Genomic DNA, 15,056 nt, shown 5'->3' on the forward strand with positions numbered 1-15,056 from the left:
CGCGGCCCGCCGTGGGGGAAGGGGTACGGCCGTGCCGGTCGTATGGGGGGAGGGTCAGTACGCGCGCCGCATCCGGCGGCGCCACCAGCCGACGACGGTGCCGAGCAGCAGGATTCCCGCCGCGCCCGCGGCCGCCGACCCGGCGATCAGCGTGGTGTTGTCCGTGCCGCCCGTCGCCGAGGCCGGGCTGAGCGCGTCACCGAGCTGGCTCTTCACATCGGCGCCCGCGGTCGTGCCCTTGGCCAGCGCGCCGCGCGAACCCTCCGTGGGCTGGGCGACGTAGGGGAAGGACTTCTCGAACTTCTTGTCGTTCGCGTCGACCGCGTCACCCAGGTCGTTCTTGGCGCCGAGGAGTTCACCCTCGACGACCTGGAGGGCCTCGTCGATCACGTCGTCGGTGAGCCGACGCCCGTTGGGGAAGCCCGCGTTGTCGCCGTCGAGCACGCCGAGCCGCTTGGGGTGCATGGTCGGCTTGATCGAGGTGTTCAGCCGCAGCTGCTCCGAAGGGCGCACGTTCGGGGGCTGGTTGAGCCCCTTGACGCCCTTGAGGAAGACGTCCACCAGGTCGTTGCGCGGCTCGGCGGGGGCATCGATCTTGTAGATGCCCTCGATGAGCTTGGGCAGCTCGGGGTTGGTGACGTTCTTCAGGAACTGGGCGTCGTGCGAGGGCTGGGAGGCGTTGAACCGGTCCTTGTCCGCCTGCGGGTTGACCACCTCGTTGACCAGCGGGTTGCCGAGGCGGGAGACCTGGCTGTAGTAGCCCTGCGCGTTGCGGCGCTGGGTGGTGGACCAGATGCCGACGATCGGCTGGCCCGCCGACTGCCGGATCAGGTCGTTGGGGACCTGGAGGGCGATCGTGTTGACGTTGTAGCCCTTGAGGGTGTCCCGGCCGACCTCGCTGAGGTTGCCGCCGTACAGCAGGTCGAAGACGCGCAGGTCCAGGAAGAACGGGTCGTCCGCCTGCCCCGCGAAGGTCGCGGCCCCGCCCGCGGTCTTGTACACGGCCTGCGAACGCAGCTTGCCGTAGTCCGGCATGGACGCCTTGCCCACGTTGGACGGCGCCACCGGCACGTCGTCCGCCACCTTGGTCCGGGACATCGCGTGGCCGTGCTTCATACGGACCAGTTCGAGGTCGTAGGTCTGGGTGATGTTGAGGTCGGGGTCGTCCAGGCTGGTGACGGGCCCGGTGTTGTACAGGAACGTCTTCCCGTTCTTCGTCCTCGTCTTGAAGGTGTAGCGGAAGAGGAGGTCGTCCCGGGCGTCGCCGTCGCTGTCGATGTGCAGGTCGTACTGCGCGTCGTCGGCGAAGGTGTAGAAGTTCGGGCCGCCCGCCGGTTCCTCGAACGGTATCCAGTCGGCCACGATCGTCGTCGTGTCCGGCTTGTCGGGGCTGACGAACGCGTACAGATCGGTGTTGTCGTACTGCGGGGTGCCCGAGATCAGCGGGGCCTCCCGGTGGGAGGAGGCGGAGGCCGCCCCCGGCTCCAGCGTGGCGACACCGGCGGCCGCGAGCCCACCGGCGGCCAGTGCGCCGCAGATGAGCGGGACCAGGCCCTTGCGTGCCGTGCCGCTTCTGGCGAAGAGAGTCATGCCGTCCGTCCTCGAATCCGACTTGCTTGACGGACGGGTATACGGAGCGATCGGCGACCGCGGATTGGCCGGAGAGGAACTTTCTTTTTCCTTTTTTGGACCCGCGTTTTCGGCCCGCCGATCCGTATCAACCGCCGGAGGTGTGCGTTCGTGCGGATGCGAGGGGTCACAGGCAGGGCCGGGTGCGGCCACGGCGGCCGGGGTGAGGGGGCCGAAGCTTTGCTGGTGCGCGTGGCGGGCGGCGACCACCAGGCGTTCGAGGAGTTGTACGCGCTGGTGTCCGGGCCGGTGTTCGGACTGGTCCGGCGGGTCGTGCGCGACCCCGCCCAGTCCGAGGAGGTCGTCCAGGAGGTGTTGCTCGAACTGTGGCGCTCCGCGGGCCGGTTCGACCCCGCGCGGGGCAGCGGCCTGTCCTGGATACTCACCCTCGCCCACCGCCGCGCCGTCGACCGGGTGCGCAGCGTCCGCGCGGCCGGGGAGCGCGAGCAGCGCGAGGCCCTGCGCGCCGGGGAGCCCGCCTTCGACCACGTCACCGAGGAGGTCGAGGCCGGACTCGAACGGGAGTGGGTGCGCCGCTGCCTGAAGCGGCTGACCGACCTCCAGCGCCAGTCCGTCACCCTCGCCTACTACGACGGCTACACCTACCGCGAGGTCGCCGAACGGCTGTCCCTGCCGCTCGGCACCGTCAAGACCCGGATGCGCGACGGCCTCACCCGGCTGCGTGGCTGCCTCGGAGGTGCCGCGTGAGTCTCTTCACCCGGCTGACCCGCCGCGAGGACCCGCACTCGCTGGCCGCTCCCTACGCGCTGGACGCCCTCGAACCCGGCGAGCGGCGCCGCTTCGAGAAGCACCTCGCGGGCTGCGGCCGCTGCACGGCCGACGTCCGTGAACTGTCCGAGGACGCCGCCCGGCTGGCCTGGTCCACCGCCGCCCCCGCCCCGGCCGCCCTGCGCGAACGCGTACTGGCCGCCGCCCGCGTCACACCGCAGGACCCGCCGCCCCGCCCCGCCGGACGGCAGCGGGCCGCCCAACTGCCCCCGCACGTCTGGGGAGTCCAGCCGCCACCCGGCCGCGCCCGGCGCGCGGGACGACGCCCCCTGTTCGTGCCGTTCGCCACCGTGACCGCCGCGGCCGCCCTGGTCGTCGCCGCGCTCTTCGGGGTCCAGGCGCACCGCACCGGGGAACGGCTCGCCGCCGAGCAGGCGCGGGCACGTGACATCGCCCACGTTCTCGCCGCCCCCGACGCCCGGACCACCGGCGGAACGGACGCGCGCGGCCGCGCCCTCGCGGTGATCGCCTCCCCGTCGGAGGGCCGCGCCGTCGTCACCCTGAGCGGATACGGCACCCCTTCGGGCGGCCGGGTGCATCAGCTCTGGCTCACCCGCCCCGGTGCACAACCCCGCTCCCTCGGGGTTCTCACAGGCGACACGCCCTTGGTCGCCAAGGGCCTCGACAAGTCCTCGGCGTCACTCGCCGTGACGGTCGAGCCGAACGGCGGCTCGACGCACCCCACTGGCCAGCCCGTTGTCCAACTCACCCTGAAATCAGTCGGATTCGGAGAGTAGTCACATAGGGATGATCAACCGCCTTGTGGGGAAGGTGAATCCCGTGGCCGAGATACACGCATGCCCTACCGGGACGATAGGGTTACTCTGCCCGTGGGCCGGGTGGATTCGTACGGGTGGGGAGTGACATGGAGCAGATAGCAATGCGCAGCAGGGCCAGGGTTCCTGCGATCACCTGCGGAAGCGGCGCGACCAGCAGGCGTCTGGACCGGCACCTCGCGGTGCTCGGCGGACCCGCCATACCGCAGCGGGAGACGGTCGAGGCGACGTCGCTGATGCGTGAACTGACCGCGCGGGACACCGTGCGTCAGCGCAGCGACCGGCGCGTCCGCGTCAGCCGGGTCTCTCTCTTCGCACCCCTGCGCCGACTGCGCCGGTCGCTCTTCGGCAGCCACTGAGCCGAACCGAGCGGACTCCCTCGAGTCCCGCCCGGTTCCGGCTCGGCCCCGACTGAACCGGCGCCCCGCCCCGCAGTTCCGCGCTCAGGCCGCCACACCGTCCCGGCGCAACGCCGCGATCTCGTCGTCCGTCATCCCCACGGCACGGAGCAGCGCGTCGGTGTGCCGGCCGAGCGCCGGTACGTCCCCCAGCCGCGACTCCTCCCCGCCCGGGAGAGTGATGGGCGGCAACAGCGCGCGCAGCGGCCCCACCGGCGAACCCACCCGCCGCCACCGCTCCCGCGCGGCCAACTGCGGATGTTCCGCCAGCTCGGCCAGGTCCCTGATCCGGGCACAGGCGATCCCCGCCGCCTCCAGCCGCGCCAGCGCCTCGTCCGCCGTCAGCGCGCCCAGCGCCCCCGCGACCAGGGCGTCGGTACGCTCCCGCCCGGCGACCCGCGCCGCGTTCGTCGCGTACAGCGGGTCGTGCGCCAACTCCGGCTTGTCCAGTACCTGTTCGGCCAGCCTCCGCCATTCCCGGTCGTTCTGCACCGAGAGCAGCACCCGGCCGCCTTCGGCCGTGGCGTAGGCGTCGTAGGGCACGATCACGGCGTGCGCCAGGCCGGTGCGCGACGGGGGTTCGCCCCCGTGCATCGTGTGGTGCAGCGGATGCCCCATCCACTCCGCGAGCGCCTCCAGCATCGACACCTCCACCGGGCCGCCCCGCCCGGTGGTGCCGCGCCGCACCAGCGCGGCCAGCACCCCGGAGAAGGCGTACATGGCCGCCGCGATGTCCGCCGCCGGGATGCCCGCCTTCACCGGGCGTTCGGGTGTTCCCGTGACCGACACCAGCCCCGCCTCGCACTGCACGAGCATGTCGTACGCCCGCTTGTCCGCGTACGGCCCCGAGCCGCCGTACCCCGAGATGTCCACGGCGATCAGCCTCGGGTCCGCCGCGCACAGGGTGGCCGCGTCCAGGCCCAGCCGGGCCGCCGCGCCGTGCGCGAGGTTCTGCACGAACACGTCCGCGTCCGCGATCAGCCGCCGTACGACGTCCAGGCCGCGCGGGTCCTTCAGGTCCAGCGCGATGGACTCCTTGCCCCGGTTGCACCACACGAAGTGCGAGGCGAGGCCCGCGGCGGCGGTGTCGTAGCCGCGGGCGAAGTCACCGCCGTCGACCCGCTCCACCTTGATCACCCGGGCGCCCAGGTCGGCGAGTTGCCGGGTGGCGAAGGGCGCGGACACGGCCTGTTCGACGGCGACGACGGTGACGCCCTCCAGGGGCGGCGGCAGCAGATCCATGCCCGCGATGATCTCCCGGCGAGCGGTGACCTCGCTAGAGCAGGGCGAACTGACCCTCCGGACCCTCCTCCTGGTGGTCCAGGACCGAGGCGGGGCGGCGGGTAGGGGGTGCGGGCGGGAGAACTCCGGCCGTGCGGAGGGCGGTTGCGGTGATCGGGTCCGGGATCGGGTCCAAGTCGGCTCGTGTCTCCGCCAGAAGGGTCAGTACCGTGATCAGTTCCAGCAGTTCCGAGGTCCAGCTCTGGGGCCAGGTCCGGGGGCCGATCGCGGCCAGGGTGCCGGGGGCGCCGGGGGTCGTGCGGGCCGTGAACCAGGCTTCCAGGGTGCGGACCCCGGCCACCTCGTGCTCCCAGGCCGCGCGCGGGACCGGGGAGACACGGCCCTCGTCCAGGTACAGGCTCTCGTCGTCCGGGTCGTAGCGCAGGACGCGCGGGTTCGGGGGGAGCGGCGCACGCACGTACGGGCGGCGGCCGCCGGGCAGCTTGGGGCGCTCCCCGTCCCGGCGCATCAGCCACAGCGCGCGGCGGCCCGACTCCACACCCCGCGCCCACACCTCGGGGTCCCCGGTGAGGGGGACGGTCAGGTCCTCGCGGACGGCGGCCAGCATCCACGCCAGTACGTCCGCCGCGGTGGGACGGAAGCCGAGCCGCGCGGCCAGCTCGTCCAACAGGCCCGGTGCCAGGTTGGGTTCGGCACCGCCGGGCCGCCGGTACAGCGGGCGGACGCGGCCCGCCGCGAGGGTCGGCAGCAGCGAGGTCGCCAGTACCCCGGTGCCCGACTCCACCACGAACACCTGCCGTTCGTCCGCCACCCGCCACAGCTCCGGGCGGGCGGTGTCGATCAGCCGGTGGTCCGGGATCAGCCACCGCTCGTCGAACGGCGCCGCGAGCACCCGCACCGGCTCCGGGCACGGCCCCGAGGCCCGCGCCAGCCGTTCCGTACCGGTCCGTCGGCCGGGCAGCTGGGCCACCGCGGACCTCGGGGTACGCGACCGCGTCGGCTCGAACAGGGCCTCCCGCTCCGCCCCCTCGGCCGCCAGCAGGGCCGCCCAGCGGGCCTTCAGGGACGCCGGGTCGGGTGCCGTCGGCCAGGCGCGGCCCGGCCGCAGCGGTGCGACGGACCACGGCATGAGGTCCGCCAGCGGCGGCGCGTCCTCGTACGTCACGCCCGGAATGCTACGGCCTCGGCCCGGCCGGGGTAGGGGAACGGCGGGGGCGCTCAGGTCGCCTCCAGGGTGACGGTGAAGGAGAAGCGGTCGCCCCGGTAGTGGATGACGGCCACGTCCAGCACCCGGCCCGTGGAGTCGTAGGTGACGCCCGTGTAGTGCAGGATCGGGCTCAGCAGCGGCACCTCCAGCAGCCGGGCGGTCTCCGGGTCGGCGAGCCGGGCCTCCACGGTGTCGGTGATCCGGCTGATGTCGGCGCCCACCATGTCCCGCAGCACCTTCGTCATCGGCCAGCGGGCCAGATCGGCCGGGTCGATCCGGTCGGCCAGCTCCGGGCGCACATGGTTGACGGCGTGGTTGGTCGGCTCGCCCGTCTTCGCGTCCCCGCGCAGCCGGTGGTAGACCGCCACCTCGGCGAGGTCCGGGAAGTGGTCCGCCCACATGGGCGGCACCGCCACCCGCGCCTCCTCCAGCAGTTCGGCCGTCATCCCGGACTGCTGGGCCACGATCGCGTCCACCGAGCCCAGCAGCCGGACCGGCGTCCCGCGCCGCACCCCCGGCTCGATGAAGGTGCCGCGCCGCCGGTGCCTGCTGATCAGCCCCTCGTCCTCCAGCTCCTTCAGCGCCTGCCGCATCGTCAGCACGCTCACCCCGTAGTGCCCCGCCAGCCGCTCCTCGGTGGGCAGCCGCAGCGGGTCCTCGGGCGAGCGGCCCAGGATGGAGGCCCGCAGCGACTGCGACACCTGGTACCAGAGCGGCAGCTTGCGGTTCAGGACGATCGAGTCCGGGGCGAAAGAGGTCACGCGGCTATCCGTACCTGTCTGGATCGGTCGGCGCAACGGAGCTGCCACACATGGCGGTTGCCACTCGACATGTCACTCAGAGCTGTCACTCAGAGCTGTCACTCAGAGCTGTCACTCGGAGTGGTCACGTGGTGCGGAAGTGCGGCTCGAGGCCGCGCCACACGTCGTCGTAGTTCCGCTGGAGGTGGTCCGCGCGGGCCGCGTCCGGGGTGAGGACGATCGGCCAGCGGGTCTCGAACATGAAGGCCAGCCCGTCGTCGATCCGCTGCGGGCGCAGCTCGGCCGCGCTCGCCCGGTCGAAGGTCTCCCGGTCCGGGCCGTGCGCCGACATCATGTTGTGCAGCGAACCGCCACCCGGCACGAACCCTTCCGCCTTCGCGTCGTAGGCGCCCTCGATCAGGCCCATGTACTCGCTCATCACGTTCCGGTGGAAGTACGGCGGCCGGAAGGTGTCCTCTCCGACCAGCCAGCGCGGCGCGAACACCACGAAGTCGGCGCCCGCCAGACCCGGGGTGTCCGAGGGGGAGGTCAGGACGGTGAAGATGGACGGGTCCGGGTGGTCGTAGGAGATGGTGCCGATCACATTGAACCGGCGCAGGTCATAGGTGTACGGCACATAGTTGCCGTGCCAGGCGACCACATCGAGCGGGGAGTGGTCGTAGGTCGCCGTCCAGAGGTTGCCGCAGAACTTGTTGACCACCTCCACCGGCCCCTCGGTGTCCTCGTACGCGGCGACCGGTGCCCGGAAGTCACGGGGGTTGGCCAGGCCGTTGGCGCCGATGGGGCCCAGGTCGGGGAGGCGGAACGGCGCCCCATAGTTCTCACACACATAGCCCCGCGCCACATCATCCAGCAGCTCCACCCGGAAGCGGACCCCACGGGGGATGAGCGCCACATGTGCGGGCTCCACATGGAGCCGCCCGAACTCGGTGTGCAGCAGCAGCCCGCCCCGCTCGGGGACGATCAGCAGCTCCCCGTCGGCGTCCGAGAAGACGCGCTCCATCGACGAGTTGGCGTGATAGAGGTGCACGGCCATACCGCTGCGCTGGGTCGCGTCGCCGTTGCCGCCCAGCGTCCACAGGCCCGCCAGGAAGTCGGTGCCCGGCAGCGGCTCGGGCAGCGGGCTCCAGCGCAGCCGGTTCGGGTCGGGCACGGTCTCGGTGAAGGGGGCCGTACGGATCGCACCGTTGGCGGTGCGGGTGAAGGCGGGGTGCGCGGCCGAGGGCCGGACGCGGTACAGCCAGGAGCGGCGGTTGTGCGCGCGGGGCTCGGTGAACGCCGTGCCGCTGAGCTGCTCCGCGTACAGGCCGAGCGGCGCGCGCTGCGGTGAGTTGCGGCCCTCGGGCAGGGCGCCGGGCACCGCCTCCGAGGCGTGTTCGTTGCCGAAGCCGGTCAGGTACGCCAGCCCCTCGGCGGTCTTCCGCGCTCCCCCACGCTCGAACCCGCTCGCGCGGGAGGTACCCCCATCGGTCATGATCGCTCCCTTGCGTCCTGATTCCTATGCAGCACCGTAGGAATGCCGGGGGGTCTGCGCAAGGGGTGAACACGCCCTTCACCCGGCCGGAGCGCCGGAACCAGCCGTCCGGGGGTGTGTGACGGCTCCCCGCCCTTCACCGGCCTCATAGGGCGAGGCATCATGTGGCCGTGCCCCATGTGACATCGCTCCGCCGCGCCCCCGTTCAGCGGCGCAGCGCCGAACGGCTGACCAGAATCCTCGACGCCTGTGCCGCCCTTCTGGACGAGGTCGGCTACGACGCCCTGACCACCCGCGCGGTCGCCGAACGCGCCGACGTGCCCATCGGCTCGGTGTACCGCTTCTTCGGCAACAAGCGCGAGATGGCCGACGCCCTCGCCCAGCGCAACCTGCGCCACTACGCCGAGCACGTCACCGCACGGCTGACGGAGGCGCCGCCCGACGACTGGCGGGCCGCGATGGACGTCGTCCTGGACGAGTACCTGGGCATGAAGCGCACCGCGCCCGGCTTCGCCCTCGTGGACTTCGGCAACCAGATACCGGTCGGTACCCGGAGTGCCGCGCCCAACACCCGTGTCGCCGACCGGCTCGCCGACCTCCTCGCCGCCTATCTCGGCCGCACCCCCGACGACGATCTGCGCCGCGTCCTCCTGGTGGCCGTGGAGAGCGCCGACACCCTCATCCAGCTCGCCTTCCGCACCGACCCGGACGGCGACCCGGCGATCATCCACGAGACGCGGGAACTCCTGCGGGCCTACCTGGGCCGCGTACTGGACTGAACCCACCGCAGGGGCTCCCCACCATGCCTACCGGTCGGTATGCTCACCGGGGCTGGTAGGGCTGAGTCCCTACGAGCCCGTCCGGCAGTGCCGCCGACCCTCCGGGAGGACCCGTGCCCCGCACCGCCCTGCGTATCTGCCCCCTGTGCGAGGCCACCTGCGGGCTGACCCTCACCATCGAGGGCGCCCGTGTCACCGCCGCCCGTGGTGACCGCGACGACGTGTTCAGCAAGGGGTTCATCTGCCCCAAGGGCGCCTCCTTCGGCGCGCTGGACGCCGACCCCGACCGGCTGCGCACCCCGCTGGTGCGGGAGAACGGCGAGCTGCGCGAGGCCAGTTGGGAGGAGGCGTTCGACGCGGTCGCGCGCGGCCTGCGTCCGGTGGTGGAGCGGTACGGCGCCGACGCCCTCGGGGTGGTCCTCGGCAACCCCAACGTGCACACCGTGGCCGGTGGCCTCTACCCGATGGTCCTGCTCGGCGCGGTCCGCACCCGCTCCCTGTTCACCGCCTCCACCGTCGACCAGATGCCCAAGCACGTCTCCAGCGGCCTGCTCTTCGGGGACGCCAACGCCATCCCGGTGCCCGACCTCGACCACACCGACCACCTCCTGCTGATCGGCGCCAACCCCCTGGAGTCCAACGGGAGTCTGTGCACCGCGCCCGACTTCCCCGGCAAGCTGAAGGCGCTCAAGGCACGCGGCGGACGCCTCACCGTCGTGGACCCCCGCCGCACCCGCACCGCCAAGCTCGCCGACCGGCACCTCGCCATCCGGCCCGGCGCCGACGCCCTGCTGCTCGCCGCGATGGCCACCGTGCTGTTCGAGGAGGGGCTCGTCGACCTCGGGGACCTCGCGCCGCACGTCGACGGGCTGCCCGAACTGCGCGCAGCGATCAAGGACTTCACCCCCGAGTCCGTCGCCGGAGCCTGTGACGTCGACCCGGACACCATCCGCACCCTCGCCCGCGAACTCGCCGCCGCCCCCACCGCCGCCGTCTACGCCCGCATCGGCAGCTGCACCGTCCCGCACGGCACCCTGGCGAGCTGGCTGGTCGACGTCCTCAACACCCTCACCGGCAACCTGGACCGCCCCGGCGGCGCCCTCTTCCCCCAGGCCGCCACCGACCGCACCCCCCGCCCGGCGGGCCCCGGCCGGGGCTTCACCCTGGGCCGCTGGCACTCCCGCGTACGGCGACACCCGGAGGCGAAGGGAGAGTTGCCGCTCTCCGCGCTGGCCGAGGAGATCGACACCCCCACCCCCGAGGGCGAACCCGTACGCGCGCTGATCGTGATCGCCGCCAACCCGGTGCTCTCCGCCCCCGACGGGAACCGGCTCGACAAGGCCCTGGACTCCCTGGACTTCATGGTCAGCGTCGACCCCTACCTCAACGAGACCTCCCGCCACGCCCATGTCGTGCTGCCCCCGCCGCCGCCCGCGCAGAGCCCGCACCACGACTTCGCGTTCAACACCCTGGCCGTGCGCAACCAGGTCCGCTACAGCAGGCCCGCCGTGCCGCTGGAGCCCGGCCGGATGGCCGAGACCGAGATACTCGCCCGGCTGATCCTCGCCGCGAGCGGCACGCACGGCGCCGACCCGTCCACCGTGGACGCCATGGTGATCGACCAGACCCTCGGCAACGCCGTCAAGGACCCCCACTCCCCGGTCCACGGCCGGGACCCGCACGAGCTGGCCGCACAGCTCACCGGCACCGACGGCCCCGAGCGCCGCCTCGACCTGATGCTGCGCCTCGGCCCCTACGGCGACGGCTTCGGCGCCCGCCCCGACGGCCTCACCCTCGCCCGGCTGCTCGACCACCCGCACGGCATCGACCTCGGCCCGCTCCGCCCCCGCCTGCCCCAGCCGCTGAAGACGCCCAGCGGCAAGGTCGAGCTGCTGCCCGCCCCCATCGCCGCCGACCTGCCCCGGCTGCGAGCGGCCCTGCGCGAGCGGCCCACCGGGCTCGTCCTCGTCGGCCGCCGCCATCTGCGCTCCAACAACAGCTGGCTGCACAACGTCCCCGCCCTCACCGGCGGCACCAACCGCTGCACCCTGCACCTCCACCCCGAGGACGCCGAACGCCTCGGCGTGCTCGACGGCGCACCGGTACGGATCAAGGGCGCCGGGGGAGAGGTGACCGCGCCCGCCGAGGTCACCGGCGCCATCCGCCCCGGCGTGGTGAGCCTCCCGCACGGCTGGGGCCACGACCGCCCCGGCACCCGGCAGACCCACGCCGGACGCGAACCCGGCGTCAACGTCAACCAGCTCCTCGACGGCACCCTCCTCGATCCCCTGTCCGGCAACGCCGTCCTCAACGGAATCCCGGTACGGCTCAGCCTCGCGAGCGTCCCGGCAGCCCTGGCGCCGGAAAACTAACGCCGCTAGTTTGGTGCGCGGTCCCCGCCCGGCGCGCCCCGGCCCGCCGGGTACCTTCGGACCACGTCGCCCCAGCTTTCGAGGAGACCGCGCGCCATGACCGTACGAGCCGCCGTCCTGCCCGCCGTCGGGGCCCCGCTGGAGATCACCGGCATCGAACTGCCCGAGCCGGGGCCCGGCCAGGTGCGGGTGCGCCTGGCCGCCGCCGGGGTCTGCCACTCCGACCTGTCCCTGTCCAACGGCACCATGCGGGTGCCGGTCCCGGCCGTCCTCGGCCACGAGGGCGCGGGCACCGTGACCGCCGTGGGCGAGGGGGTCGCCGGGCTCGTACCCGGTACGCCCGTCGTCCTCAACTGGGCGCCCGCGTGTGGCGGTTGCCCGGCCTGTGCGCGGGGCGAGGTCTGGCTGTGCGGGCACGCGCTGGACGGCGCCGCCCGCGTCCACGCCCGTACCGCCGACGGCACCGAACTCCATCCCGGCCTCAACGTCGGCGCGTTCGCCGAGGAGACCGTCGTACCGGCCGCCTGCGCGCTGCCGCTGCCCGAGGGGGTGCCGCTCATCGACGCGGCCCTGCTCGGCTGCGCCGTCCTCACCGGGTACGGCGCCGTCCACCACTCGGCACGGGTCCAGCCCGGCGAGACGGTCGCCGTGTTCGGGGTCGGCGGGGTCGGCCTCGCCACCCTCCAGGCGGCCCGGATCGCGGGCGCGGCGCGAGTCATCGCAGTGGATGTCTCGCCGGGGAAGGAGGAGCTGGCCCGTGCCTGCGGCGCCACCGACTTCGTCCTCGCCGACGAGCAGACCCCGCGCGCCGTCCGCGCCCTCACCGGCAAGCAGGGCGTCGACGTCGCCGTGGAGTGCGCGGGCCGGGCGCAGAGCATCCGCGCCGCCTGGGAGTCCACCCGCCGGGGCGGGCGCACCACGGTCGTCGGCATCGGCGGCAAGGACGAGCAGGTCACCTTCAACGCCCTGGAGATCTTCCACTGGGGCCGCACCCTCTCCGGCTGCGTCTACGGCAACTCCGACCCCGCCCGCGACCTCCCGGTCATCGCCGGGCACGTCCGGGAGGGCCGGCTCGACCTCTCGGCGCTGGTCACCGAGCACATCACCCTGAAGGACATCCCGGCCGCCTTCGACGACATGCTCGCCGGTCGGGGCGGCCGGGCGCTGGTGGTGTTCTAGAAGCTCAGCGCACCCGGTCGGGGCTCGGCGCGGCGTCCGCCACCTGGGCAGGCGCCGTACGCCCCCGCGAGCGGGCCACCGCCACGCCCGCCAGGCACAGCACACCACCGCCGAGCATGACCGGCCCCGGCACCTCGCCCAGCACCAGCCAGGACATCAGCACCACCAGGGCCGGGACGGCGTACGTCGTCGCGCCCAGCTTGGAGGCGCTGGTGCGGGCGAGGGCGTACGCCCAGGCGGTGAAGGCCAGCGCGGTCGGGAACACGCCGAGGTACACCATGCCGAGGGTGGCCGACAGCGGGGCGCGGGACGCCTCCGAGATCAGCTGTCCGGCGAACGGCAGGCAGGCCACCGCGCCGATCAGGCAGCCGAACGTCGTCACCTGGAGGGCGCTCGCGCGGGCCACCGCGGGCTTCTGCGCGACCACCCCGGCCGCGTACGCGACCGCCGCGAGCAGGCACGCCACCACCCCGAGCACTGAGGAACCGCCGCCCCCGGCCGACATCGACAGACCCACGATCACCGCGCCCGTGAACGACACCGCCATGCCCGCCAGCAGCCGGGGCGGCATCGGGTCCCCGAGGAAGCGGGCGGCGAACAGGGCGATCAGCAGCGGGCCGACGTTCACCACCAGGGCCGCCGTGCCCGCGTCCACCCGCTGCTCGCCCCAGTTCAGGGCGACCATGTAGAAGCCGAACCACAGCACCCCGGACACCAGGATGCCCGGCCAGGCCCCGCGCGGCGGCAGGCCCTCGCGCCGTATCGCGCACAGCGCGGCCAGGGTGAGGCCGCCCGCCAGCAGCCGCCCGAGCGCCAGCGCGCCCGGCGAATAGGCTTCCCCGGCGGTACGGATCACCACGAAGGCGGACGCCCACAACAGCACGGTGACCACGGCGGCGGCCGCGGGCAGCAGACGATGACGCGGACTGAGGTCCATCGGACTCCTCGATCGATTCGATGAAAGGGCGGGCACGGCTCTCAGACCAGCGCCCGCCCGTCGATACCCAGCAGCTCCGCCAGCGCACGCTCCCCGGCGGCCGTCACCCGCACCGCGCGCCCCGAGCCCACGCGGGCGCACCACCCGGTGTCCAGCGCGTGCCGACACAGCGCCGCGCCCGCCGCGCCCCCGAGATGCGGGCGCCGCTCCGTCCAGTCCAGGCAGGAGCGGGCCAGCGGGCGCCGGGTGGAGCGGTCGACGGCGATGCCCGCGTCGCCGAACCAGGCGAGCCCCTCGTCGGTCAGCGCGAACCCGGTGTCCTGGCGCAGCAGCCCGCGCGCGGTCAGCGCGTCGGTGACCGCCATCCCCAGCCGCCCGGCGAGATGGTCGTAGCAGGTGCGCCCGCGGGCCAGCGCGGACTGGGTGCGGACCTCCCGCAGCGTGTGCGGGACGTGGACGACCACGTCCTGCGGCAGGTGCGCCGCCAGATCCTCGACGAGCTGCGCGGCGCGCGGGTCGGCCAGCCGGACGTAGCGGTGCCGCCCCTGGCGTTCCGTCACGAGCAGACCGCCCGCGACCAGCCGGTTCAGGTGCTCAGTGAGTGTCGAGGGCGCGACCTGGACGTGCCGGGCGAGTTCCCCGGCGGTCCACGCGCGCCCGTCCAGCAGGGCCAGCAGACACCCGGCCCGCGTCTCGTCGGCGAGCAGCGCGGCGAGCGAGGCGAGAGCGGCGGCGCACGGTTCGCTGGCGGTCATGTGCCCAGCATGCGGCACGGACACTTCGGCGCCCGCCGAATTATGCGCGGGCTCCCGGCTCCGGCTGCCCGTACTGCGCCTCCAGCCCGGCCAGCAGCGCCGCGAGCCCCACCTCGAAGGCCCGCTCGTCGATCTTCTCCTGCTGCTCGGCGAGGAGGTGGGCCTGCCCGAGGTGGGGGTAGTCGGCGGGGTCGTAGGCGCTCGCGTCGTCGACGAAACCGCCCGCGAAGGAGCTGAGCGCGGAGCCCATGATGAAGTACCGCATCAGCGCGCCGATCGAGGTCGCCTGCGCCGGGGACCAGCCCGCGTCGACCATCCCCCCGTACACCGCGTCGGCCAGCCGCAGCCCGGCCGGGCGGCGGCCGGGGCCGCGTGCGAGCACCGGGACGATGTTGGGGTGGTCGCGCAGCGCGGACCGGTAGGAGACGGCCCAGTCGTGCAGCGCGGTCCGCCAGTCCCGGCCGTCCTCGAACATCGACAGGTCGACCTGCGCGCTCACCGCGTCCGCGACCGCCTCCAGGATCTCGTCCTTGGTGCGGAAGTGGTTGTAGAGGGAGGGCCCGCTGACCCCGAGTTCGGCGGCGAGCCGCCGCGTGGAGACGGCCTGGAGGCCCTCCGCGTCCACGAGGGCTTGTGCCGTCCGCACGATCCGGTCGGTGCTGAGCAGGGGCTTGCGCGGTCGGGCCATGGCGCACATAGTAGGGCTGCGAGCAGAAACTAGCACTGCTAATTTAAATGTACGTCTTTCAAGGGCCTTA

The 15,056-nt window shown here is 73.3% G+C and carries 14 protein-coding genes; 6 read left to right on the forward strand and 8 right to left on the reverse strand.

Translation table 11 applies throughout. The features are described 5' to 3' along the window. Positions 1 to 54: 54 nt before the first annotated feature. A complete protein-coding gene (locus ACI2LY_RS28355; RefSeq protein WP_404709626.1) occupies positions 55 to 1,590 on the reverse strand; it encodes a DUF4331 domain-containing protein in 1,536 nt (511 codons plus the stop codon). Positions 1,591 to 1,746: 156 nt separating this feature from the next. Here ACI2LY_RS28355 and ACI2LY_RS28360 point away from each other — a divergent pair, with 156 nt between their 5' ends. The 3 genes from ACI2LY_RS28360 to ACI2LY_RS28370 all read left to right on the forward strand — a co-directional run bounded on the left by ACI2LY_RS28360 (position 1,747) and on the right by ACI2LY_RS28370 (position 3,553). Next, positions 1,747 to 2,337, forward strand: coding sequence for a sigma-70 family RNA polymerase sigma factor (locus ACI2LY_RS28360; protein ID WP_404709627.1), 591 nt, complete (start codon positions 1,747 to 1,749; stop codon positions 2,335 to 2,337). Beyond that, a complete protein-coding gene (locus tag ACI2LY_RS28365; protein ID WP_404709628.1) occupies positions 2,334 to 3,155 on the forward strand; it encodes an anti-sigma factor domain-containing protein in 822 nt (273 codons plus the stop codon). The genes ACI2LY_RS28360 and ACI2LY_RS28365 overlap by 4 nt, the downstream gene beginning before the upstream one ends. A 128-nt stretch (positions 3,156 to 3,283) precedes the next feature. Then, on the forward strand, positions 3,284 to 3,553 hold the full coding sequence (locus tag ACI2LY_RS28370; protein WP_030812513.1) for a hypothetical protein: 270 nt from the start codon (positions 3,284 to 3,286) through the stop codon (positions 3,551 to 3,553). Between the two features lie 84 nt (positions 3,554 to 3,637). Here ACI2LY_RS28370 and ACI2LY_RS28375 read toward each other — a convergent pair whose 3' ends face one another. The 4 genes from ACI2LY_RS28375 to hmgA all read right to left on the reverse strand — a co-directional run bounded on the left by ACI2LY_RS28375 (position 3,638) and on the right by hmgA (position 8,276). Then, positions 3,638 to 4,834, reverse strand: a complete 1,197-nt coding sequence (locus tag ACI2LY_RS28375; protein ID WP_404709629.1) for a CaiB/BaiF CoA transferase family protein — start codon at positions 4,832 to 4,834, stop codon at positions 3,638 to 3,640. A gap of 34 nt (positions 4,835 to 4,868) precedes the next feature. Next, positions 4,869 to 6,008, reverse strand: a complete 1,140-nt coding sequence (locus ACI2LY_RS28380) for a type ISP restriction/modification enzyme (protein WP_404709855.1) — start codon at positions 6,006 to 6,008, stop codon at positions 4,869 to 4,871. Between the two features lie 44 nt (positions 6,009 to 6,052). After that, a complete protein-coding gene (locus ACI2LY_RS28385) occupies positions 6,053 to 6,802 on the reverse strand; it encodes a GntR family transcriptional regulator (RefSeq protein ID WP_404709630.1) in 750 nt (249 codons plus the stop codon). A 124-nt stretch (positions 6,803 to 6,926) separates the two neighbouring features. Continuing rightward, positions 6,927 to 8,276 carry a homogentisate 1,2-dioxygenase gene (gene hmgA / locus ACI2LY_RS28390; protein WP_404709631.1) on the reverse strand — a complete coding sequence of 450 codons (1,350 nt, stop codon included), beginning with the start codon at positions 8,274 to 8,276 and terminating at the stop codon, positions 6,927 to 6,929. A 164-nt stretch (positions 8,277 to 8,440) separates the two neighbouring features. On the opposite strand from hmgA, the gene ACI2LY_RS28395 reads away from it, so the two are divergent. The 3 genes from ACI2LY_RS28395 to ACI2LY_RS28405 all read left to right on the forward strand — a co-directional run bounded on the left by ACI2LY_RS28395 (position 8,441) and on the right by ACI2LY_RS28405 (position 12,606). Further along, positions 8,441 to 9,055: a TetR family transcriptional regulator gene (locus ACI2LY_RS28395; RefSeq protein WP_404709632.1), complete on the forward strand. Its 615-nt coding sequence runs from the start codon at positions 8,441 to 8,443 to the stop codon at positions 9,053 to 9,055. Positions 9,056 to 9,168: 113 nt separating this feature from the next. Further along, positions 9,169 to 11,427: a molybdopterin oxidoreductase family protein gene (locus tag ACI2LY_RS28400; RefSeq protein ID WP_404709633.1), complete on the forward strand. Its 2,259-nt coding sequence runs from the start codon at positions 9,169 to 9,171 to the stop codon at positions 11,425 to 11,427. Between the two features lie 96 nt (positions 11,428 to 11,523). Beyond that, on the forward strand, positions 11,524 to 12,606 hold the full coding sequence (locus ACI2LY_RS28405; RefSeq protein ID WP_404709634.1) for a Zn-dependent alcohol dehydrogenase: 1,083 nt from the start codon (positions 11,524 to 11,526) through the stop codon (positions 12,604 to 12,606). A 4-nt stretch (positions 12,607 to 12,610) separates the two neighbouring features. Here the strand turns inward: ACI2LY_RS28405 and ACI2LY_RS28410 are convergent, their stop codons facing one another. Genes ACI2LY_RS28410 through ACI2LY_RS28420 form a run of 3 tightly spaced genes read right to left on the reverse strand, consistent with a single transcriptional unit; the run spans position 12,611 to position 14,986 of the window. Then, positions 12,611 to 13,543, reverse strand: coding sequence for a DMT family transporter (locus ACI2LY_RS28410; RefSeq protein WP_404709635.1), 933 nt, complete (start codon positions 13,541 to 13,543; stop codon positions 12,611 to 12,613). 41 nt (positions 13,544 to 13,584) lie between these two features. After that, positions 13,585 to 14,298, reverse strand: a complete 714-nt coding sequence (locus tag ACI2LY_RS28415; RefSeq protein WP_404709636.1) for an ArsR/SmtB family transcription factor — start codon at positions 14,296 to 14,298, stop codon at positions 13,585 to 13,587. A gap of 40 nt (positions 14,299 to 14,338) precedes the next feature. Next, positions 14,339 to 14,986 (reverse strand): TetR/AcrR family transcriptional regulator, encoded by a 648-nt coding sequence (locus ACI2LY_RS28420; RefSeq protein ID WP_404709637.1) that lies wholly within the window; start codon positions 14,984 to 14,986, stop codon positions 14,339 to 14,341. Between the last annotated feature and the right edge of the window lie 70 nt (positions 14,987 to 15,056).

This window comes from Streptomyces sp. NPDC002176 (assembly GCF_044903645.1).
Lineage (GTDB): Bacteria > Actinomycetota > Actinomycetes > Streptomycetales > Streptomycetaceae > Streptomyces.

Excerpts from the sequence above, each read along its gene's own strand:
- ACI2LY_RS28355 (WP_404709626.1), bottom strand. The coding sequence starts at position 1,590 with ATGACTCTCTTCGCCAGAAGCGGCACGGCACGCAAGGGCCTGGTCCCG.
- ACI2LY_RS28360 (WP_404709627.1), top strand. The coding sequence starts at position 1,747 with ATGCGAGGGGTCACAGGCAGGGCCGGGTGCGGCCACGGCGGCCGGGGT.
- ACI2LY_RS28370 (WP_030812513.1), top strand. The coding sequence starts at position 3,284 with ATGGAGCAGATAGCAATGCGCAGCAGGGCCAGGGTTCCTGCGATCACC.
- ACI2LY_RS28375 (WP_404709629.1), bottom strand. The coding sequence starts at position 4,834 with ATGGATCTGCTGCCGCCGCCCCTGGAGGGCGTCACCGTCGTCGCCGTC.
- hmgA (WP_404709631.1), bottom strand. The coding sequence starts at position 8,276 with ATGACCGATGGGGGTACCTCCCGCGCGAGCGGGTTCGAGCGTGGGGGA.
- ACI2LY_RS28405 (WP_404709634.1), top strand. The coding sequence starts at position 11,524 with ATGACCGTACGAGCCGCCGTCCTGCCCGCCGTCGGGGCCCCGCTGGAG.
- ACI2LY_RS28410 (WP_404709635.1), bottom strand. The coding sequence starts at position 13,543 with ATGGACCTCAGTCCGCGTCATCGTCTGCTGCCCGCGGCCGCCGCCGTG.
- ACI2LY_RS28415 (WP_404709636.1), bottom strand. The coding sequence starts at position 14,298 with ATGACCGCCAGCGAACCGTGCGCCGCCGCTCTCGCCTCGCTCGCCGCG.
- ACI2LY_RS28420 (WP_404709637.1), bottom strand. The coding sequence starts at position 14,986 with ATGGCCCGACCGCGCAAGCCCCTGCTCAGCACCGACCGGATCGTGCGG.